Origin of the sequence: Companilactobacillus sp., assembly GCF_022484265.1 — a bacterium.
GTDB lineage: Bacteria > Bacillota > Bacilli > Lactobacillales > Lactobacillaceae > Companilactobacillus.
The window spans coordinates 611,109-632,349 of the sequence record NZ_JAKVLR010000001.1 but is presented as its reverse complement, the minus strand read 5'-3'; the positions used below and the strand labels follow the sequence as shown (position 1 = coordinate 632,349).

Annotated in this window: 20 protein-coding genes and 1 tRNA gene; 10 read left to right on the top strand and 11 right to left on the bottom strand. The window is 33.5% G+C overall.

Annotated elements, in window-relative coordinates; genetic code table 11:
• The first annotated feature begins 126 nt into the window (after nucleotides 1–126).
• The 5 genes from LKF16_RS03180 to LKF16_RS03160 all read left to right on the top strand — a co-directional run bounded on the left by LKF16_RS03180 (nucleotide 127) and on the right by LKF16_RS03160 (nucleotide 4,300).
• Nucleotides 127–390, top strand: coding sequence for a hypothetical protein (locus tag LKF16_RS03180; protein WP_291468568.1), 264 nt, complete (start codon nucleotides 127–129; stop codon nucleotides 388–390).
• Nucleotides 391–565: 175 nt separating this feature from the next.
• A complete protein-coding gene (locus LKF16_RS03175) occupies nucleotides 566–1,165 on the top strand; it encodes a TVP38/TMEM64 family protein (RefSeq protein WP_291468566.1) in 600 nt (199 codons plus the stop codon).
• A 193-nt stretch (nucleotides 1,166–1,358) separates the two neighbouring features.
• The gene (locus tag LKF16_RS03170) at nucleotides 1,359–1,694 is read left to right on the top strand and encodes a preprotein translocase subunit TatB (protein ID WP_291468564.1); all 336 of its coding nucleotides are present in this window, start codon (nucleotides 1,359–1,361) and stop codon (nucleotides 1,692–1,694) included.
• Nucleotides 1,695–1,842: 148 nt separating this feature from the next.
• Nucleotides 1,843–2,976, top strand: coding sequence for a cobalamin-independent methionine synthase II family protein (locus LKF16_RS03165; RefSeq protein ID WP_291469388.1), 1,134 nt, complete (start codon nucleotides 1,843–1,845; stop codon nucleotides 2,974–2,976).
• Between the two features lie 265 nt (nucleotides 2,977–3,241).
• Nucleotides 3,242–4,300: a permease gene (locus tag LKF16_RS03160; protein ID WP_291468562.1), complete on the top strand. Its 1,059-nt coding sequence runs from the start codon at nucleotides 3,242–3,244 to the stop codon at nucleotides 4,298–4,300.
• Between the two features lie 66 nt (nucleotides 4,301–4,366).
• Here LKF16_RS03160 and LKF16_RS13055 read toward each other — a convergent pair whose 3' ends face one another.
• The 4 genes from LKF16_RS13055 to LKF16_RS03145 form a co-directional block, all read right to left on the bottom strand.
• Nucleotides 4,367–4,486 carry an IS3 family transposase gene (locus LKF16_RS13055; protein ID WP_363305295.1) on the bottom strand — a complete coding sequence of 40 codons (120 nt, stop codon included), beginning with the start codon at nucleotides 4,484–4,486 and terminating at the stop codon, nucleotides 4,367–4,369.
• 15 nt (nucleotides 4,487–4,501) lie between these two features.
• Entirely contained in the window at nucleotides 4,502–4,756 is a 255-nt protein-coding gene (locus LKF16_RS13050; RefSeq protein WP_434735155.1) for a DDE-type integrase/transposase/recombinase, read from the bottom strand.
• A gap of 131 nt (nucleotides 4,757–4,887) precedes the next feature.
• Nucleotides 4,888–5,100: an IS3 family transposase gene (locus LKF16_RS03150; RefSeq protein WP_291711365.1), complete on the bottom strand. Its 213-nt coding sequence runs from the start codon at nucleotides 5,098–5,100 to the stop codon at nucleotides 4,888–4,890.
• Between the two features lie 108 nt (nucleotides 5,101–5,208).
• A complete protein-coding gene (locus tag LKF16_RS03145; RefSeq protein ID WP_291468560.1) occupies nucleotides 5,209–5,724 on the bottom strand; it encodes a transposase in 516 nt (171 codons plus the stop codon).
• A 441-nt stretch (nucleotides 5,725–6,165) separates the two neighbouring features.
• Here LKF16_RS03145 and LKF16_RS03140 point away from each other — a divergent pair, with 441 nt between their 5' ends.
• Nucleotides 6,166–6,651 (top strand): hypothetical protein, encoded by a 486-nt coding sequence (locus LKF16_RS03140; protein ID WP_291468558.1) that lies wholly within the window; start codon nucleotides 6,166–6,168, stop codon nucleotides 6,649–6,651.
• Between the two features lie 770 nt (nucleotides 6,652–7,421).
• Nucleotides 7,422–9,530, top strand: coding sequence for a glycoside hydrolase domain-containing protein (locus LKF16_RS03135; RefSeq protein ID WP_291468556.1), 2,109 nt, complete (start codon nucleotides 7,422–7,424; stop codon nucleotides 9,528–9,530).
• 1,579 nt (nucleotides 9,531–11,109) lie between these two features.
• On the opposite strand, the gene LKF16_RS03130 is transcribed toward LKF16_RS03135, so the two are convergent.
• A complete protein-coding gene (locus LKF16_RS03130; protein WP_291468555.1) occupies nucleotides 11,110–11,373 on the bottom strand; it encodes an IS3 family transposase in 264 nt (87 codons plus the stop codon).
• Between the two features lie 384 nt (nucleotides 11,374–11,757).
• Between LKF16_RS03130 and LKF16_RS03125 the strand changes: the two genes are divergently transcribed.
• Nucleotides 11,758–12,963, top strand: a complete 1,206-nt coding sequence (locus tag LKF16_RS03125; RefSeq protein ID WP_291711371.1) for an IS110 family transposase — start codon at nucleotides 11,758–11,760, stop codon at nucleotides 12,961–12,963.
• A gap of 22 nt (nucleotides 12,964–12,985) precedes the next feature.
• Here the strand turns inward: LKF16_RS03125 and LKF16_RS13045 are convergent, their stop codons facing one another.
• The 3 genes from LKF16_RS13045 to LKF16_RS13035 form a co-directional block, all read right to left on the bottom strand.
• Complete coding sequence (locus LKF16_RS13045; protein ID WP_363305165.1) at nucleotides 12,986–13,525, bottom strand: IS3 family transposase; 540 nt, start codon at nucleotides 13,523–13,525, stop codon at nucleotides 12,986–12,988.
• Between the two features lie 229 nt (nucleotides 13,526–13,754).
• Nucleotides 13,755–13,868: a helix-turn-helix domain-containing protein gene (locus LKF16_RS13040; protein WP_363305293.1), complete on the bottom strand. Its 114-nt coding sequence runs from the start codon at nucleotides 13,866–13,868 to the stop codon at nucleotides 13,755–13,757.
• On the bottom strand, nucleotides 13,844–14,110 hold the full coding sequence (locus tag LKF16_RS13035) for a transposase (RefSeq protein WP_363305163.1): 267 nt from the start codon (nucleotides 14,108–14,110) through the stop codon (nucleotides 13,844–13,846). The genes LKF16_RS13040 and LKF16_RS13035 overlap by 25 nt, the downstream gene beginning before the upstream one ends.
• A gap of 1,758 nt (nucleotides 14,111–15,868) precedes the next feature.
• Between LKF16_RS13035 and LKF16_RS03120 the strand changes: the two genes are divergently transcribed.
• Nucleotides 15,869–16,252, top strand: coding sequence for a hypothetical protein (locus LKF16_RS03120; RefSeq protein WP_291468553.1), 384 nt, complete (start codon nucleotides 15,869–15,871; stop codon nucleotides 16,250–16,252).
• A gap of 877 nt (nucleotides 16,253–17,129) precedes the next feature.
• Here LKF16_RS03120 and LKF16_RS03115 read toward each other — a convergent pair.
• A complete protein-coding gene (locus LKF16_RS03115) occupies nucleotides 17,130–18,071 on the bottom strand; it encodes an AbiH family protein (RefSeq protein WP_291468552.1) in 942 nt (313 codons plus the stop codon).
• 178 nt (nucleotides 18,072–18,249) lie between these two features.
• On the opposite strand from LKF16_RS03115, the gene LKF16_RS03110 reads away from it, so the two are divergent.
• A complete protein-coding gene (locus LKF16_RS03110) occupies nucleotides 18,250–18,957 on the top strand; it encodes a DUF3800 domain-containing protein (RefSeq protein WP_291468551.1) in 708 nt (235 codons plus the stop codon).
• Between the two features lie 1,247 nt (nucleotides 18,958–20,204).
• Here LKF16_RS03110 and LKF16_RS03105 read toward each other — a convergent pair.
• Both LKF16_RS03105 and LKF16_RS03100 read right to left on the bottom strand, forming a co-directional pair.
• Nucleotides 20,205–20,277: transfer RNA gene (locus LKF16_RS03105), tRNA-Glu, on the bottom strand.
• Nucleotides 20,278–20,555: 278 nt separating this feature from the next.
• Nucleotides 20,556–21,230: a CPBP family intramembrane glutamic endopeptidase gene (locus tag LKF16_RS03100; RefSeq protein WP_291468549.1), complete on the bottom strand. Its 675-nt coding sequence runs from the start codon at nucleotides 21,228–21,230 to the stop codon at nucleotides 20,556–20,558.
• Between the last annotated feature and the right edge of the window lie 11 nt (nucleotides 21,231–21,241).

Genomic DNA, 21,241 nt, shown 5'->3' with positions numbered 1-21,241 from the left:
ATATTTATCTAGTGATAAGTTATTATAATGTTGTAGATAAATAAAATTATATTAATCCATTTAAAAATAATTCTATTTACGATTGATTTCACTCAGGAAGGTTGAGTAAAAGTAAGGGTGATTATGATGAGAGAAACAGATCAGTTTGTACAAGAATTTGAAAAACACTATAGCAAAGATAAATTCTTAAGACTTCAGGTAGTCAGAAATACGGACAAATCCACTACAACAATGTATATTGAACAAAGCTCTGGAAAAATGGTCAGCTGCAAAAAATCGCATAAAATCTTTGATATGAAATTGTTGACCAACCAAGAACTACATCGTTTCATGAAACAATGCATGACAGAATTGCCAATTGAAACATATACTGTTGATAGCGTTAGTTAAAATCGCATAAATTTATTATTATTACTCAAGCATTCAGTTTATTTGAATGCTTTTTTGTTTATACTGAAGTCATAGTTATTTATAGATAGTAGGGGATCATATGACGTTAAAAAGATCAAAGAAACTCATGATTATACTGGCGGTAATATTGGTGATACTGTTGGTGTTTTTTGGAGTGAGGGAATTTAAGACCATTACTGCGGCAATGTCGTCTTTGAACCAAATGGATTTTTTGAGTCAATTACGAAAGCAAACACCAACAGATGCTATTTTATTATTTTTTCTGTTAGCTGGATTTTCGATCGTTCCTGGCACGCCAGTTTCAGTCGTGGCGATTTTAACTGGCGTCGTTTTTGGCCAAGTGGTTGGTTCTCTGATCAACGCAATCGGAATCATCGCTGGGAACTTATTAGCCCAACGAATCTTCATGTATTTTCATGAGAAAGCTGATGTTAAAAAGACTCCACGGATAATCAAGGCAATACAGAAAATCAAATATCCCATGATAGGTATCATTTTAGGCTACATGATCCCGTTTATTCCAACTTCAGTGATCAGTTTGACAGTCTCAGATGTGAAACTTTCAAGAAAATCAATTGTCATTGCGACAGTGATCGGGAGTTTACCAATGGCCATCATTTATTCATGCGGAGGAGCAGCTTTGATCGAAAGCCATTATCAACTCCTCGTCTGGATAGTTGCAATCATTGCAGTGATGCTGATAGCAGTTTATTTAGTTAATCGTAATTATGATGATCGAGATGTTACAGAATAAAAAGATACGAGCAATTATGCTTGTATTTTTTTTATTTTGAAAAATCTAGTTCAATTTTTCACAAAAATATTTATATTTTCCAATTACTTTTCTGGCAACAAAAAGGGATTACATATCGTTTTATGAAAGCGTTTTTAAAAAGCCATCTTTGTGATACAATGAACTTGTAAATCAAGAAAAGGGGAGAATATTTATGGCTTACGATGTGTTATTAACTAGTACTGAAATGGGATCAGGAGACAAAGCATTAACGGAAAATCTGATGCTCGCATTTATCCATACATTGACTGAGAGAAAAGAGAAACCAGAAAACTTAGTTATGTATGGCTTGGGAGTTAAGTTGGCTAAAAAGAATGCCGAATCACTCAATGATTTAAAGGCACTAGCTGACAGTGGCGTAAATGTACTTTCTTGTGGTATTTGTACAGATTACTACGAAATGGGAGACCAAATTGGTGTTGGCGGAATCACAACAATGCCAGAAGTTGTTGATATCCTAGCTTCTGACAATACGCTTGTACATCCATAAACAGATTGTGTTAAAAAATTAGCATGAGTTAATGACACCATAAAGTATTCAAGCTTTATGGTGTTATTACGTGTGAGGACTAAATTTTAATTAATGAAAACTGAAAGGAGGAACTATCTTGAAATTCAAACCGTTCACAACTTCATTGATGGGAAGCATGCCCAGAAGTAAGGAATTGCTTGATGCACGTAAAAATGGTGATGAGGATGCCTTTCAAAAGACGTTGCTCAAAGACACGGAAGACGTTGTTAAATTGGAAGAGGATTCAGGCATCGACGTAATCGTTGATGGAGAGTTATCTCGTGACAATTACATGTCATTTGTTGCCAATAAGGTCAAGGGCGTTAAGCTGATGTCACTGGAAGAAATGGCCGAAAAGACTACTGATAAGAAAAGCTTTGAAGAGAGCGTTAAGTCGATGGACGCAAGTGATACCAATATTCATAATCCAGTTGCAGTCGATAAAATTGGGACTGACAGCATCCTAGATTATGAAGAGATCAAACGGATGAAGACTATGACTGATCATCCAATCAAGGCAACCTTGCCAAGTCCATATCTTCTGACCAGATCGATGTGGCTACCGGACATCAGTGGCAAGTTCTATGAAGATCGCCACGAATTGGGTCAAGACGTAGTCAAGCTATTGACTAACGAGATCCATCGTCTGATCGACGTCGGCGTTGACGTGATCCAAATCGATGAGCCGATTTTGTCGGATATTGTGTTTAATAATGCAGATTCTAAAAATTCATTCTACTGAGGTGCCTTATCTGCGAAGGTCAAGGTTGACCGAGAATTGAATTTTGCACATGATTTGATTGCACCTTTGTTTGAAGAGATCAACGGAACTGACACGCTGGGTTCGATTCATGTTTGCCGTGGAAATTGGACCACTAAAGAGGATACCTTGTTGTCAGGTTCATATGATAAATTAGGTAAATTCTTTGAGTCGATCAATGCTAATATGTTGACGCTAGAATTCTCGACACCACGTGCCGGCGATATTTCAGCATTGTTTGAGAACAATGACTTAAAGGACAAGATTACTTTAGGATTAGGTGTTGTAAATCCAAGAAGCGAAGAAGTCGAAAGCGTGGATACGATCGTTAATTCAGCCGAAAAAGCTTTAGAGTATCTGCCTCCTGAAAGAGTGTGGTTAAATCCAGATTGTGGTTTTGCAACATTCTCAAGTCGTTCGCTAAATTCATACGATGTAATTGAAAAGAAAATGAACGCAATGTCCAGCGCTGCAGAAATTTTACGGGAGAGACATTGTTAATCTAATAATTTTGGCTCGTCATTGATATGGCGGGTCTTTTTTTCTGAAATGGGTTGTCAATCCAGGACTTCCAAGGATCAAAACAATGTGAAAAAAATAGCCAATAAATTGAATTTAAATCGATTATAGAGTGATAAATGATACTACATCAATGTTTTACAAATTGATTACAGTATGAAAATAATCACAAAGTTGTAGAAAAATTATGAAAAAAATCATATAATTTAACAGTACGAAAACGGATACATTTTGGGGAGGATTTATTATGGAAGGACAGATTCCTAATCATCGAAACAAGCAGCAAATAATTTTTGCAGTCTTGTTTTTTGCAATTTTTATCTTGGGGATTTTCTACGTTAAGTGGTGGCCTTATTACGGAAAGGCTATTACCGCTGCATCGACCCATTCAGTTGGTGACTCGATCATTGCTGGCGTTGGTGCTAAATCTGCTGGGGTCTCATTAAAGACCGGTTATACATTTACTATCACGTACTTTTTATCAGTTTGGAAGGCACTGGCAGTAGCGATTATCGTTGGCTCATTAGTCCAAGTGCTGATTCCAGTACGTTGGGTCCGCAGATATCTCGGTGGAACTAGATTCAGAAATACCTTAATCGGTACTTTGATGGGTGTACCAACTATGATGTGTACTTGTTGTTCAGCGCCTGTGACTGTGGGATTGTCAAGATCGAAGGCTTCAGTCAACAGCATCATGGCATTCTTTTTAGCCAATCCATTATTGAACCCAGCAACCTTGATTTTCATGGGGTTAGTGTTGGGATGGAAATACACTATTTTTAGAATTGTTTTTGGAATCTTAATGGTATTGTCGATTGCTACCTTGGTCGGTCAATTAAGTACGAAAAAACAAGTTGAAGTCCCTGAAGGCGTTGACTTCGACCCAGTTGACGAAGATCCAGAGAGTTTATTAAAGCGCTGGTGGAAAGCTTTTTACACTTTGATTATTGAAAGTATCCCAGCTTATGTTGTGATCGTCTTTTTACTAGGAACGTTTGAAGGCGTACTTTTCCCCGCTATTCAAAACGGATTGAGTAGCGGCTGGTTAGCAGTTCTCTTGTTTGCATTAGTTGGAACAATTTTTGTTATCCCAACTGCGGGTGAAATACCAATTATTCAAGCATTGATTGCTTTAGGTTTAACTGGTGGACCAGCAGGTGCCTTACTGATGACATTGCCTGCAGTCAGCATCGTTTCATTAGCTTTGTTGAAACCAGTTTTAAGTTGGAAGAGTTTAGGAATTACCGCATTAAGCGTCTTTGCATTCGGATTAGTCGCAGGACTAGTCGGAGCATTTGTATTATAAAAAATAAAAACCTCTCGAAATTATGAAGTGCCTTAAAAATGTCAGACAATTAAATTAGTTTTTATTCTAAGCAGCTATGGCTTGGTTCGTGTATTCAATAGAAGTCAGGCCATTTTTGTATAGTGAGATTCTTTCATTGTTGTACCAATCCGTATAGTCATTAATCAAATGACATAATTGTTTGATGTTCTCAATCTTGTATCAGTTTAAACATTCTCGTTTCAGAAGGCTGAAATGACTTTCTATTGGAGCGTTGTCATGACAGTTTCCTTTTCTGGACATACTTTGTATCATTCTGAGTTCTTTTAGTTGTTGTCTGAATTCTTCAATTTGATATTGCCATCCTTGATCAGAATGGATAATCGGATTCATTGAAGTTGACAACTTGGATCTAAGTCCTATTAAAGTGTTACAGATAAGTCTTTTATTAGCGCTGTTATCAATAGCGACAGACAATATCTACCCACTTCAATAGTTGAGATATATCCCCATTTTCCATCTATTAATTTGACCTGTGTAACATCTGTATGGAGAACAGTACAAGGTTTCGTTGCACTGAAATCTTGGTTAAGGGTGTTGGGTGCTATTCACCCAACTTTACCTTTGTATGAATGATAAGACGACGTATGTTTTGAATAGATATCAACCTTGAGACCAAGCTCGCCCATAATTTTACGGATGGTTTCCTCACAATAAGAAAATCCAGCTTTGACTGTCTCAAAGTGCATCCTACGATAGCCATATGTTTGTCTTGATGATTCAAACTTCTTTATTATCAATGAGGCATATTTGTCTGGCATAGTATCGCGCTTTAAACGTTCATAGTACGTAGACCTTGAAAAACCGTACCTTTTGAAGATCATTTATAGAGAAGACAGCACTAATCTTATGGATGATTCTGGTTATTTCTAGTTTCGAAGCTCGTTTTCTCTCAAGGTCTTTAGTGTTTTTAAAAATTTACGATCCATCTCAGCGTAGTAAAGTTTCGTCTTTAAATCGGTGATTTCTTGCTTGCAAGCTTTTTCCTTTGTCGGAGATAGCTTTTTTCTTTTCTTTGGTTTCTTAGACATAGGTTTTCTTCCTCTTGTTTTTGTACGAAGGCCAACTATACCATTTTTTTCTATACCGATATATCCAATTTTGGACCTGACTTCGGGATATATTAAAGTGAGCGGCACTTTTATATTACCAACATCATGTGTTTGATAATAGTCTACCACGGACAATTTGAAATCCTGTGTATGTTTGGAATGACCTCTTCTCACTTTGATACCTGACATGCCGTTTATCTCAAAATGATGAACCCAATCACGAATCGTAGAGTGAGGGACTGAATATTTGATAGCTAAATCTAAATAGGATACTCCTCCTTCTTGGTAATCTTTAACTACTTTTAATTTGAATTGATAACTATATTTGGTCATAAAAATATCCCATAAATGTTAGGTGTTTGTCTAACATTTATGGAGCACTTCATTATTTTGAAAGGCTTTTTGCATTAAAAAAGCTGTTATACCGGCATCTACAACCGATAAAACAGCTGATGAAAAATTAAGAATTATCGGAATGATATTTAAGTTATTTGTATATCATCATATCGAGTGATTCAATATGATGATAAGTCTTTTCCTAATTTATAGAGCAACTGAGTCATGATGAATTAAGGGGAATAAAAAGGCATATATCAATATTACATTTATAAGAGAAGTTTTACACCGCTGGTAAAATATTTGTGTTTCTATTTTTATGTGGGTCTAGTCCTTTACAATGTAAAGGATTCTTTACATTGGCTTTACATATAATATAAAAAAAACATACATTATTTTGTAATACTAAAACCATAAAAGAATAGGAGATTTATGGATATGAAACGAAAGTTATTAGTAACGGCATCACTTGTATCGGTGATGTTCATAGGAATGATACTTGGTGGACCATCAAATGCCAATGCATCCGTGATCAACGAAAAAGCAGACCAAAATAACGAAAGAACTGACTTTAATGCAAAGCAGATGCATGAAGGTACTCGTGACGGTGAACCTCTACTTTCACCAGTGATTAACACAAATGCTGCTAACAATTATACAAATGATCAAATTAGTTACGCGGCAAAGAATAACTTTGCTTCTAATGAAATACAACAAGAAAGAGATTTGTTGACGACTATTCGCATTACGGCCCGTCCATATGCCGAGGTCTGGAAATTCACACCATGGGGAAGAATGGTAAAAACTGGAAGGTCGTTAGCAACAGGGACCGAGTGGGCAGCTTATGTAAATACATCCAGTGGCTTTTGGAAAGTTTCATCCAACGAATTTATTCGTTTGAATGATGCTGTCTGGGTCGGATAATGGAAGTTATAGTACATAACATATTTAATTAATAAAAACGCAGTTTGAATTGATTTTTATGGAGTGATTTAGACTTCTCATAGGTCACCTTTACATGTTTGAATTTAGTATATAATGGTGTCTATTTTTATAGATTTATTATGAATCTGTTACAAAAGAGACATCAAAAAAATTAAATATGGAGGAAAGCCAATTTTGGCTTTCCTCCATATTTTTTTGTTTAACTATTTTAATCCCTATTGACACTTATTTTTTGATATTTGGTGCCATCACTATGATGCTTGTTTTTTTACCTTATCGAATTCACTTACCGGAATCGATTGAAGTGCGTAGGGGCGTTCAGTTTCCCAAAAATGGTTCTATGTTTATTTTCCGTTGAGAGTGGACCTTTCCATCTTCTGATTTACCTGTCTTGAATAAAATATTCTTTAGAAAGCAATTTACATCCAAATTATCATTGAGATATTTGTTAACGATTTCTCTTTTCAGTTTAGGACTATATTTAGTCATACAAAAGGTATCTCACAATCGTTAGATATTTGTGTAATTATTGTGATGCAATCTATTAGAACCTATTTGTCAGAGACTAAAAATTACTATTATACCATAAATATAATCAGAATTGTATGAAAATCGAGAGAATGTATTACGTTTTTTAAATGAAAATTAAAAAAGTGTTGGTATTTATTATTGATTATTAGTTGTACACAATTCTGGACTGCTTTTAATTTCTGAACTATATTGATGTTGTTTGAAACGGAGGTCTTAATATGGACGAATGGGTTTTAAAAACACAAAAATGGGTAAATAAAAAGTATGCCGGAATCTCTGGATACGAACGTTGTCCAGAAAATGGCAATACTGGATGGAAGACAATTTATTCATTAAGAGAAGGTTTGCAACACGAACTTGGAATTTCCCCTGTATCTTCAGGATATGGTCCTGCTACTGAATTAGGAGTCTCCAATATACTTAATAAACTTGTTAATGGTTATAGTAGTAATATAGTGAGACTAATTCAGGGGGCATTTTGGTGTAAGGGAATTAGCCCATCTGATTTTGATGGGCGTTTCAGTGCCAAAACTCAGAAAGCAATTGAAATATTACAGAAAAATGCTGGAATTCCGGCTAATGGAACGATGACAGGACATTTGATGAGGGCATTATTTGATATGAGTGCATTCGTACTTGTCCAAAGTGGATCTTCAAAAATAAGATCTATGCAGCAGTATTTAAACGGTTCTTACAACAAGTATTTCGGAATTTTACCGTGTGATGGAATCTATCAAAGAGATACAAACACAGCATTAATATATGCACTTCAAGCGGTTGAAGGGATGGACCCATCCACTGCAAATGGATTTTATGGTCCGGGTACAATTAATAAAACTCCTACGTTGAGAAAAGGAGATTCTGGGGAAGCAGTAACAATTCTACAATATGGATTGTTAGTTAATGGGTTCTATGAAGGTCCTTTTGATGGCACATTTTCTAGTAAAGTTTCCGATGCGGTTATTTCATTTCGAAAATTTATGAATTTGTCACCAATTAGCGAAACTGCTGATTTAACTGTAATTAAGGGTCTTTTAACTAGTAATGGAGATACCAATAGGGATTCAATCGCATGTGATACGTCAACTCAATTAAACGAAAGACAAATTGTATTATTAAAAAAATATGGATTTTATGTCGTTGGAAGATATTTGACTGGTACAGTTGGCGTCGGGGCTCAAAGAAGAAATAAGAATCTAACAAACACTGAAATTGCTAAAATAAATAAAGCGGGAATTAGTATTTTTCCGATTTATCAAGATGGTGGTTGGGATCAAAGTTATTTTACTTCAGGACAAGGTGCCAAGGATGCGAGACTGGCAAGAAGTGCTGCTTTAAAATTGGGATTCCCAACTGGATCAACAATTTATTTTGCGGTTGATGTCGATATTGAAGGTGGTAACATACAAGGAAGCGTTATTCCATATATCCGAGCAGTACGTGAAAATTTATATGATTTTAAAATTGGGATATACGGAACACGGAATGTTTGTAGTAGTGCGTTGAAAGCAGGGTATGCTAAGTCTTGCTTCGTTTCGGACATGTCAACCGGATATTCAGGTAATTTAGGTTTCAAAATGCCAAATAACTGGTCGTTTGATCAATTCATCGAATATTCAATTGGGGATTTACCAATTGATCAAGTTGCTTCTTCGGGTAAAGATGATGGTGTTCGAAAATTTCAAAATGTATCAATACCCGCGCACAAGGCAGTTAATGAATTATTTGGAGATTTAAAATTCAGTTTTGAAAAAAAGATGAATCTTATGAATTTTGGATGGCTAACTGTGGATTTATTGGCCAGTAAGGAAGTTAATTTAAATGCTTCTAATAATGGGGTTATTTCGATAGAGAACGGAAAGATATCCTCATCGGCATTGAGTAGTTGGTTATCGAAAGCATTTAATACTAATGCAGATTTTGGACAACTTATTTTTGATCAGACTGGAAAAATGCAATTTATTTCAAAAATAAAAAAGGGAGTATTGGAAATTTCTTCAACATTAAAATCAAATTTCGAATATGTCACTAAATTAACTGTTACAGTTTTTGAATTGATGGAAGGTCCGGTTGAGGATGCTTTTTCGGTTATTTTGCAAGCAACCATCAAACCAAAAGAAATTCCAGGTGCTTTGGTTGAAGTTTTAGCTATGACTGATGATTTTTTGGATCATTGGGGAATGCCCGTTGCTATTGGATTGGCTGGAGTTATAGTTGTGATTTGTGTTGGAGGGCCAGGTGCATTAATAGTCACGGCTACCTCAGTTGCAACGGAACTTATTGCTTTTTTAGTTCTGGCAGTTAAAGCACTAGAAGTTGTACGTTAAATAACAAATTAAAGTAATCATAATTGTGGTTATTGAATTTGTAGTCTTCTAATTAGGTATCGCGATTAGGAGACTTTTTATTTATTACAAATTATTTGAGTCCGTTTATTTTAATTTTTATTAGTTAATGTATACATACTTTCCTTTAGATTCATTGTGTATATTTTATATAATTAATATTGTCATTATTTTTCTGTGTTCTTTTGTAGTCATACTGTTTTCTAGAAGTGTATTTTTTTAGTGGTGATGAATCCATGTTTTTCAAACTAAGGTTCATGGAGAATACTTGTTATACAAACACTCTTCCATTGGAATATATGTCCAATAAATTTATTCTAGTTATGTATCAAGTTGATAATATAAAATTAGGTATTAATTTACATCATGATATTGGTTTTAATACTGATTATCTTAAATTGATTCCTTGTTGTTTATTCCTTTTTAAAATTAGTAATGTAGTTTTGTGAATTAGCATTAGATATGGAGAATTTCTATTTATAGGGGCAGGCTGCAGGTTTAATCCGAACACTTTGAAAAGTACTAACTAAATGTCTCAGTCTCAACGCAGTGTACTAATTTAATACTTTCAACGGCCTTCTATTGTTTAATTCAATTACTTTCAGTATTTCGTAATACCTAACTTGATTGAAATATTTGTTGTTTCCTCTCTCAGGGTGAGTATGGATAACAAAAGTATACTGGGAACCGTACTGCTTGTTAAATCCATTTTATCTAGAGAATTCTTTTCAGTAATCAACAGTGATTGAACATACAAATGTCAAAATAGACGCGTGAATTAAAAAAGTCTTAGAGATTGATTCCTTTGTACGATTATTTATCATGATAACCCAAAAGAACAGTCTTGCATTCAATAATGGTTGCTAGACAGTTCTTAGATTGTCCTCTTGACGCTGAAGACGGTGTTCTCATACCGATGGCCAAAACTATAATGGTTATTGATACTGTTTGGCCTAATCACAATAGTTTGGAAAACTTTGAATGTTCCACGAATTTCGGATATGTTTTTTTCGATTGGCCTTATCTGGCAATAGCCCAGGATCAAAATCGATAACACCTTGGTAGATTTAACTATATATTGATTTTATGCAACAGACAAGCTCAGAGCTGTTTCTTCTGAAGACCTTGTTAATTGCAAGTAGCTCTTGGCAAAAAAATTCTGTGTTCATCAGATAGAAAACAGTTATACACAGTGCGTCTCTTATAATCAGTATTAGCTTGTGCCATGGGAACGACTAGGTTTAGTGTAAATAGTTGGTTTAGAAATGGAAATTCTTCTGGTAATTCCATTATGGGAACAGCCATTTATTAATAATTAGATTATTATTCCATGTTCAAATTGTGGTGGGGGAGCTATGATTATTGTAGAAGTCTTTATTCATAGTTTGTTTGCCCACTAATCATTGTAAGGCACTTACTAAGAGTTTTTTAATTAAGAGTTCGGATTAATTTTATAATCTACTTACATATAAAAATCTATCTTGTTGGTGTTTATAAAAAATTTCTCCAAAATTAAAATGAAGTGCCTTAAAAATGTTAGACATTTTATTTAGTGTTTTCCTTAAGCTGCTATGGCTTGATTTCTGTATTCAACAGGGGTCAAGCCATTTTTGTTTAGTGAGATTCTCTCGTTATTATACCAATCTGTATAATCATTAACTAAATGTCGTAATTGCTTGATATTCTTAATCTTGTATCTGTTCAAACATTCTCTCTTAAGAAAACTAAAGTGACTTTCTATTGGTGCGTTATCGTGACAATTTTCTTTTCTAGAAATACTTTGTGTCATACCCAGTTCTTTTAACTGTTGTCTAAATTCTTTCATTTGGTATTGCCATCCTTGATCTGAATCAATTATCGGATTCATTGATGCTGATAGTTTAGTCTTGAGTCCTATCAATGTATTAGTATTACGAATAAGTTTCTTAGTGGGACTATTGCTAATAGCGACGGACAAACAGACTAAGTTAGGTGAGTAAGTTAATTCTCGACGGAGAATCAGCTTACTCACTTTTTTGTTAAAGTGAATGTGAGATGAATGTCGTTGGTGAGATCGGCACTTGATGCCGCACGACAAACAGGCAATCTTACTAAGATCATTAGAATCTACTCTTAGTCTGTCGGCCAATAGGTCATGTATAGAAAATTAAATACGATGGTCATAGTAAAGATTGATTTCATCTCAACAATTACAAGAAGAGAGAATAATATGAGAACAGTATTTGGAATCGATGTCAGTAAATCTACTTCTAATATTTGTGTGTTAGTAGATTCAAACAAAGTCAGCGAATTTAAGATAAACAATGACCTTATCGGGTTTGGAAGATTAGAATCAGCCCTAAATAGTTTTGTAGAACCTGAAGTTATTTTTGAAGCCACAGGAGTCTATTCTAGAAGATTAGCTTATTTCCTTCAGACGCATCACTTGTCATATGCACAGTTAAACCCATTGCAGGCAAGTATTGAGCTGAACGGTCTTAGAAAGAACAAAACAGACAAAAATGATGCTTTTCATTTGGCCGAGACACAGTTCCTGTTAAATCGTGAGAAGACACGTCTTCAAGATCCTATTTACTCTGAACTAAAAGATGAAAGTCGATTCTATCAAGAACAAGTAAGCGATCTTGTTCAAGAAAAGAATCGCCTTCATCGTATCTTGCAAATTACTTTTCCGGATATCACTCAGCTGTTTTCAAATCCCACAGGTCCAATGTATTGGAACATCGTAAAGACGTTCCCTATTCCTTCTATGGTGGACGTATACAGCGTTGAGCAACTAACAGAAATGATACATGAGTTTTCCGGCAACAATGTTGGAGTTGGGACGTGCACTAATATCGCAAAGAAATTAGTAGAACTTTCGAATAAGGCTGTTTCATCTGTATCAATAGATTCATTGGTAATTGAACAAGTCAAACACCATGCGACAAGATTGCTAGAGATAAGCCAATTGGAAAACAAAATAATCAAATCAATGGAAAAACTAGCTAAAAAACTTCCAGAACTAGAAGTACTAAGAAGTATTCCTGGAATCTCCATCGTTATCGCAGTTTCACAAATAGGCGAATTAGGCGATATCAGAAGATTCAAAACAACTAACCAGATCAATGCTTTTGTTGGTATTGACCTAAGACATTACGAGTCTGGTAATTACACAACATCTGATAGGATCAGTAAGCGCGGTAATCCCTATGCAAGGAAAATACTTTACCAGGCAGTAATGGCTATGGTTTCAACATCTCGATATCAATCCAATCACATCAATGATTATTACCAAAAGAAAAAGCAACCTTCTCAGCATGGGACTAAGAAGATTGCAGTAGCTGCGATGGGTCGTCTTATAAGAACGATCTATCATTTTGTAATGAAAAACGAAACCTATGATTATGAGATTGCTTCACTCGCAAGACACTAATCTAGTTTCTAAAATCATCATATCATAGCCATTTTTTTAAAGAAACATGGCTGTGTTTATTTGGTGTACGCAAATTTAGAAATAGCATACTGAATTGGGTCCAGTTCACACTCCAAATTAAATTAATGTACTTGAAATAATAATAATAGATCACTATAAATACTATCAAATAGCTGTTTACCCTTGACATAAGGTAGAAATATCTCACCACTGGTTTCATCTTCAATACTTGAGATATATCCCCACTTCCATCTGTTAACTTAACCTGTGAGACATCTGTATGTAGAACAGTAAACGGTTTGATTGCACTGAAGTCTTGATTAAGGAAATTAAGAGCTATTCGTCCAACTGTACCTTTGTATGAATGGTAAGTTGACGTATGTTTTGTGAGACCAAGCTCTCGCATCAACTTACCAATGGTTTCCTCACAATATGGAAAACCAGCTTTAATGGTCACAAAATGCATCCTACGATAATCATACGTTTGTCGTGATGATTCAAATTTTTTTGTTATGAATTTTTTTATTGATTTATACTTGTCGGGCCTTGTATCATGCTTCAAACGTTCATAGTACGTAGACCTTGAAAGACCTTACTTTTTAAGAAGATCATCACTCATCTTATGGATTACTCGGGCTATTTCGAGTTTCGATGATCATTCTCCCTCAAGGTCTTTAGTGTTTTTAAAAATTCATGATCCATTTCTGCATTGTATTATTTCTTCTTTAAATCCATGATTTCTTGTTTATAGGCTTCTTCCTTCGTGGGAGATAACTTTTTTCTTTTCTTAGTCATGGCTTTCTTCCTCTGACATTTGTGCGAAGACCAGCTACACCATCTTTTCTATATCTATATGTCCAATTGAAAACTTGACTATTAGTTATATTAAAATGAGCAGCGACAATAGTGCACCAACGTCATGCGTTTGATAATAGCCTACCACGGACAATTTGAAATCCTGTGTATAGTTGAAATAACTCCTTCTCACATTGAGACCCGAGGGGACGTTCATTTTGAAATGGCGAACCCACCCCCGAATAATAGACTTATCCATCGAATACTTTTCTGACAAATCAGAATAAGATGTTCTTCCTTCTTGATATTCCTTAACTACTTTCAATTTGAATTGATAACTATATTTAGTCATGAAAAATACCCCATAAATGTTAGATTTATGTCCAACATTTATGGGGCGCTCCAAAAAACTTTTGAAGGGGATTTTTGTATAATTATTTATTGTTTTCTGCGTCAAATGATTACCATGTCTTGATATAACAACGTTCTAAGTTCAATTGCTGAGCCTACAATTTCGGAATTGCTCAAGTTTTTTTGTATAACAGTAATCTTGTATTTTTCATACAAGAATCGTTCTTTAGCTGAAGATGACGGTCCTATCAAAATAAAATACTTTTCGGTGTCTATTATAGTTTTATATTTTGGTTGATCCGGATTTTTTAACCAGCAGTTAATTTGTAGTTCATTCGAATCTTTTTTAAGATTATTTACTAATTTTATTAGATGTGTATCGTCTGTATTGTAATTTTGTAAAGCTTTATTTAAATCAAGTGGTTTGTCAATAAAAAGAATGGTTGATCCAATTGGGAGACTGGCGATGAATTTTTTCTTTATGGTTTTGAAGAGGATGATGTATAAAATCAAAAGGAAAATTGCAGTTAATGGTATTTGAATCTCTAATAATTGCCATTTATCATTATCAGCGCCATTTAAGACTAAACAATTGAATATTATGAGTAGAATACTTAGAACACAATAAATATTGAAGCATAGAAATCTGTGGTTGAGTGCAGGCAAGGCTTTTTTTTTCATAATAATTTTAAATACATTGTTTGAATCGATTTTTGTGAAATTGTTAATGAACATTAGTTAATAAGTACCTTTCAAGTATTGTCCAGAAATTATCCCATAAAATGTTATTGGGTTATACGCCAAATTTTACGTAAATTGATATGAAATTAATTGTTATAAAAATATTCTAGATAATTTATTCGTAATAGCGATTAATATTCATCAATTAATTTATTCCATCAAATAAATTTTTTCCAATGAGGATTTTTTGCAAGAAACATCAATCAATAAAATCCACATTATTTTTGTTGTCTTATCGTCCTGTCCCCGTTTGTTTTTTAGCTCTGATGAATATCTCGTGAATACCATATCCTTGAAATGTCATGAAATTCAGTGAAACATAAAAAAATTAAAAAAATTGAACAACGGGGTCTATTTAGTGTACTCAAAAATACACTGAATTCGGTAGTTCCAATATACTAATCAATGACTAGAGAAAATAAAAAAAGAAAACCTAATAATATCAGGTTCTCTTTTGATTAATGGTAGAAAAAGATATATCTCGAAAATGAGATGACTAAAAATTTCCAAACAATATGATTCGAGTTATGTGATCAAGGAAATTTGTGTAGATTTACATTAATTATTATTGTGGAATCATTTATTTCACACATTAATTTTGATTCATTTTTAAAAGTTAAAAGGAAAGGTGAAATTATCTAGTAGAAAAATCAAAATAGCGTGAATATGCAAATGTTAAAAAACCAAAACAAAAATATCGTAATTTGACGTTTTATGCTGTTCGGATTTCAAGCTTAGTGTAAAATACCTGTTTGTCGAATCGATAAATATATTTGAACTTTAGGAGAAGAAACATGCAAAAACTTAATAAAATTGCAATCGGATTTGCAACTCTATTAATCGGTATTTCACTAACAGGATGTGGTAAACAAGCTAGTGATCAGAGTGTGGGGAATAAGTAAACTAAGGAAAAAGTACCGAAGTAAAATCATCAAAAAAGAATGCTGAAGTAAATAAAAAGGATTCAAATAAGGATGAAAAGAATAATGTAAATTCTACAAATGGCTCTACTAGTGATGTGACAGATTCATCAGGAAAAACGAATCCTAAACAGAGCAGCTCTCAACAATCGTTAAAACCAAATAATGAATCAAAGAATGAAAATCAAGTTCAGAAAAATAAAAATGAAGTTAACAGCGGATGCGACAAGATCAGCAATGCACAAGGAGCATTGAGTTTATTTGAATTTGACAATCAAACTGGTGACAATTATACGTCTTCATCAGTTCCTGGCGGCTATTACATTAAACCCAAAGAAAATGCGTATGGTCACAAATCCTTTATTATTAAATCGCATGGAAATCTTTACGATACAGATGGCACGACTTTGATAAAAACTTATGGTGACATGGCTTCATTGAAAGATGCTAATCGACCAGAATATGGATGGCACGGTTATTAAACGTGAAACTATTCAACTGCAATAGCGTAACAGGAGCCTAACTTACTTCTTTAGATAATACTTTTATCAACATGGGATTTCTCAAGTTTGAGAGGTTACATGTTTTTTTGATGCCTTAAAGTCAGTTAAATTTTTCTGAAGTGTTCGGATTAATTTTACAATCTACGAACAAAGATAAAAAAATGAATTCAAAATGAAGGATCTAGATGAAAATTATGACATTGTTGATTTCAAACAGAGTGTAACAATTAGAAAAAGATATCATGCTCAAGAAATGGTTATTATCTAGAATGATGGTTAGAGGATATGTAATGTGTAAATGAAAAGAGATAAAAAGAATTACTTACTTCGAATTGCGCATTGCTCAATATTGTCAGGTCATTGAAGAGGTTTTAATCATTCTGATGATTATTAGATTTTTAGAAGCGAAAAAACATTGGGAAACTTTGTAGGGAAATTCAATAAGTAAACTCTCGATATTTTAGATATAGAAAAAATTTTTGACAGTATACTCATTGATTAATTATCTTCTTGCACCTGATCAAGCAATGTGTAGGATTATTTTGTCCAATAGTGGAAGATGTTATTTTTTTATACCATGGCTACTTGGGCTACTGGAATAGACTGGAAATCTACAATAACTGGATTTATCGTTGCACGTTTTACATTAAGCATATCAGTATAGTTTTTGGTTTCACGTACAATAAGCGATATAAAAAAATTCAATATCGAAAATTGCACAAAAGTTTTAAAAGCCGTTTATTATGCATTTTCGTAAAAATATTCGAAATAATAAGTTATTTATCATTGATATAATCAATTATTTTGATTTAAATCATTATCATAATTAAAATATGGTAATAATTTATTTGTTTTTTTATATTAAATTATTCCATACTGAGATGTTTTTACAGTTATTCTTGTGGAGAATTTCGGCATACTTAAGTATATTTTCTCTCTCGATTGAGTTAGCATCAAGGAACCACCTTGTTTGATTCGATGTCTCGGAAATTATTTTTGAAATATATGGTATGTCTACAGCTGCAAAGCTAAATCCATAAACATAAACGCTATTAATTTTAGAAAGTGAATGAAAATATTTTTCGTTTTTTTTTATAATTTCATCGGTATTCTTTGTGAAAAATTCATTAATTTCGGAAATTCCGAATGCACCTGGGAAAATCAGATCCGTCTCTTCAATTGTTGATTTTTTTTGGTGACCTATTATAATTGAATCTTTATTATAGATATTTCCGTGAATATGAATTACATTTTTGAAGTTATAAATTTTTTCAATCGTATAAGAGTAATTGAAGTTGAGAACCGTTGTTCGAGGGGTTAGTAATTTTTGAAATTCTTTTTGAGGACTACATTTTTTATGGAGAGATGCACTCTTTATCCATTCGTACATTTCTCGTCGAAGCTCTATAAATGCATTTCGCGCATCACATGTGGTATCTTCGTTTTCATGTTCACCATACCATTCATTTTTATAATTTTTCATGATATCAGAATATGAATGCAAAAATCCCGTGAAATCCAAGCTTCCTAACGAATCTTCAAAATGAGACCATTCTGAATTTCCTTTTCCATACTGCTGGCGATTTGCCTCGTCTAATATATTAAATAAAAAATTACACAGTTCAGATTCATCGTAGAAGTTTTCACCATAAGGATCTTCAATCTGTTCAGGCACAAAAAATGTTTCGTCTTTTGACGATTTATTATACAAAAACTTTTTAAAACTCTGATACTTAGTATTGAGATTATGGCTTAAATCAAAACCATTTCCAATAATGATTAGCCTACTATCGTTCATACGTTATTACCTCGAGATTTAGATATAATATTTTATGGAAATATAATTGTAAATATTTTATGGATGTTCAAATGATTTTGAGTGCTGATTAGTTCAGGGTCCCTGTACATGAAATAATGGCAATTGGTGGAGTAAATATGTATGATAAGGGAATAAACAAAGTTAAAAGGGAAATAATATGCTCTTTATTGATGAATCAGGAAGTATAACTAGAAGTAAAAATCCTAAAAAACGTTATTTCATTATTTCGATAGTCGAAACAGAGGAGCCGTATAAGGTTCGACGTGTTTTTAGACGTGCAAAGAAAAATTTCATCACCCATAATCCCAATCTTCAAATGAACTATTCTGTGGAAGTAAAAGGATCGCAAATGCCGGTCAAAATGAAAAGATACATACTCGATCAGGTGTTGGAAAAAACGGATGCAAAGTTTCATTATATTGTTATTGACAATAATTTTTTGTCTGAGAGATTTCACGATGACGTTGAGTTGTGTTTCAATTATGTTATTGGAAACTATTTGAAGCAATTTATACCAAAGAACTATCAAGATGATTATAATCTAAAAATGACACTTGATGAAAGAAACTGTACGGTATCTAGTATAAACAGTCTTAAAGACTATTTGACCATAAAGTTCTGTTTTGAATCTAGTGTTCTAAGCGACGTTTCGCAATGTTCTTATGCAGATTCTAAAGAAAAAGACGTTCTTCAAGTTGCAGATGTTTTTGCAAACCTCGTATTTAGAGCTTGTTTAGCGGATAAAGATTCTCAAATTAATGGAAACTGTGTATTACTTAAAGACATTGGTGCACGATATAATATGTATTTTCCATATAGAAATAACACACTTAGAGTATTCAGTAATGATGTTTATTATGATTAATGTATGCGTGATTGCAACTTTTGGTTAGTGGATATGTGTTGACAAAGATGTAGCTTAAAAGGTAATATACTTATACAGGTTATCGTAATTCATGAGTAAATGCGAAATGTTGAAAATGCGACAATCACGTAAGCCACCTGTGTGGATGGCCATTCTCATGTCGAAACCAGCCGCTACTAAGTAGCGGCTTTTTGTTTCTAAATAATTGTCTTATGCTGGTTTTTATAAATAAAGAGATTTGAGATTGATCATTTTCCTAATTCCAGTGCGGATTATGCGAAAATTATAGTGGCGGTAATTTTAAATAGATCTGTGTATAATGTTGCTACTTATTCATTGTTATTAATTTAATCAATTGCTAGAGATTGTACCCATCCCAGAAGATGGGGTGTTATTTACCCCTATTCAGGGGAACATTTCTACCTGTACAATCAAGGGAATCTTCTTCATAGATAAGATTCCACGACAGCATACACAATGTTGATATAACAGATGTAAATATTCTCGTGGTCATCTCTCATATCTGTTTTGTACGTTACGACTATCTGATTGATTTTCAAATCTTTAAGAGACAGATCGTATGGCCTTTGTTTATAATACAATCACATTGTAAAATATTACTATGAAACTTTGTTATATTTTTGATTTTGTACGATATGTCCCATCAAGAAAATGGAGTATATGACGAAATTTGGATATATTGAGTATGGGTTGTAAAATCATGTTCTTGGGATAGTCGAATATTAACCACACCTAATTGATTATGGTGTGGTTTTTTTATTCCAATTAGAATGAAAGGAGTAGAGATTATTATTTATATAAATTTTTTATTCAAAGTTTTTATTTTTTTAAAAGGTGTTTTTATTTCAGCGATATGAAGCTCAGGAATCGAAATGTATTTTTATAATTGAGCAAGTTTAGCTCAAACAATTTATGGTAAAGTGTGCATAGAAAAACGATTTGAGCTAATTATTTAGTAATCTCAATTTCAATTCTTGGTATCTGTATTCATGATCAACAAAAATAGGCCAATTAATAAAAATGATTATATTTATTAATTGGCCTATTTTTTATTCATACCCTCAATAAAATCATAGTACATTCAAAATTACATCTATGCTTTGATTTATGTGTGACAATAACTTGAGAGTTTAGAGTTCTATGGAATTCCAAATAAATAAAAAAGCCACAAACTCAACGTTTACAGCTATTTTGGAAAGTAGAATAATTCTCAAGATTAAAAAATATCACCCGTATGGGAATCGAACCCATAACTCCACCTTGAGAGGGTGGCGTCTTAAACCATTTGACCAACGGGCAATCAAACAACAAAGGATATTTTACCTTGAAGTTAGTTGTTGTGTCAATAATGATTTATTCATTTTTTTAACCTCAATTTAAGAATCAATAAATATACTAAATAAATTACATAGATAAATGTAATTGCGGCTGATGCTAATGAGACAAATTCAAAGATGATCCATTTGGTAACGAGTCCCGTTGCCATTAAAACAATACTTAAAATTGCGTAGACTAAAATATTTCGAATCGTATTTTTATATGAAGTTTCTAGTTCTTGTTTATTTTTATTTTGCATATTAGATAGCCAGGACGATCGACAAGAAATTGTTTAAGAAGTGAACGGAAATATCAGCTTTAATATTCTTAGTCCGGTAATAAACAGTTGCCAGGATAACACCTAATAGGATTTTTGATAATGCGTAGATCCAGTCGGTATCGTTTGAAATTGGTGCATGTGCGAATCCAAAGACGATTCCACTGATCAAGATCGAAATGATCGGACGATTTGGGAAAAACCAATTCATCAAAATTCCTCGAAAGAGGACCTCTTCAAAAATTGGCGAGATGACTAGGACAGAAAATATCAAGATAGCTTGACTGTTCTGTCCGAGGGTATTCAAGGCATCAACGTTGGAATTTTGTGCCCGCATGAACGGGAGCAATCCGTAGTTAACTAACATCGCAAGTATGATCCCTGCTAAAACTGTCAGCCAAGTTTTTCCTGAAAACGGGATGGTATCGAACTGTTGAGCTCGTCGAAAGACCAAGAATAGTATCGTTCCCGCAATGGCCATCAATACTAATGAAATTATTGGTGCGATTCGAATATAGGCGTCATAGTTTTTACCAAGATTAGCTTTTGTAAGCGTTAAAATACTTAATGGAATTTGCTCTACTAAAAACAGTAGGATAAAGGCTATAATATGAAATAGACTTTTAAATGGATTTGGTTGAATATTTTTATTAGTCAATGAGGGACCAC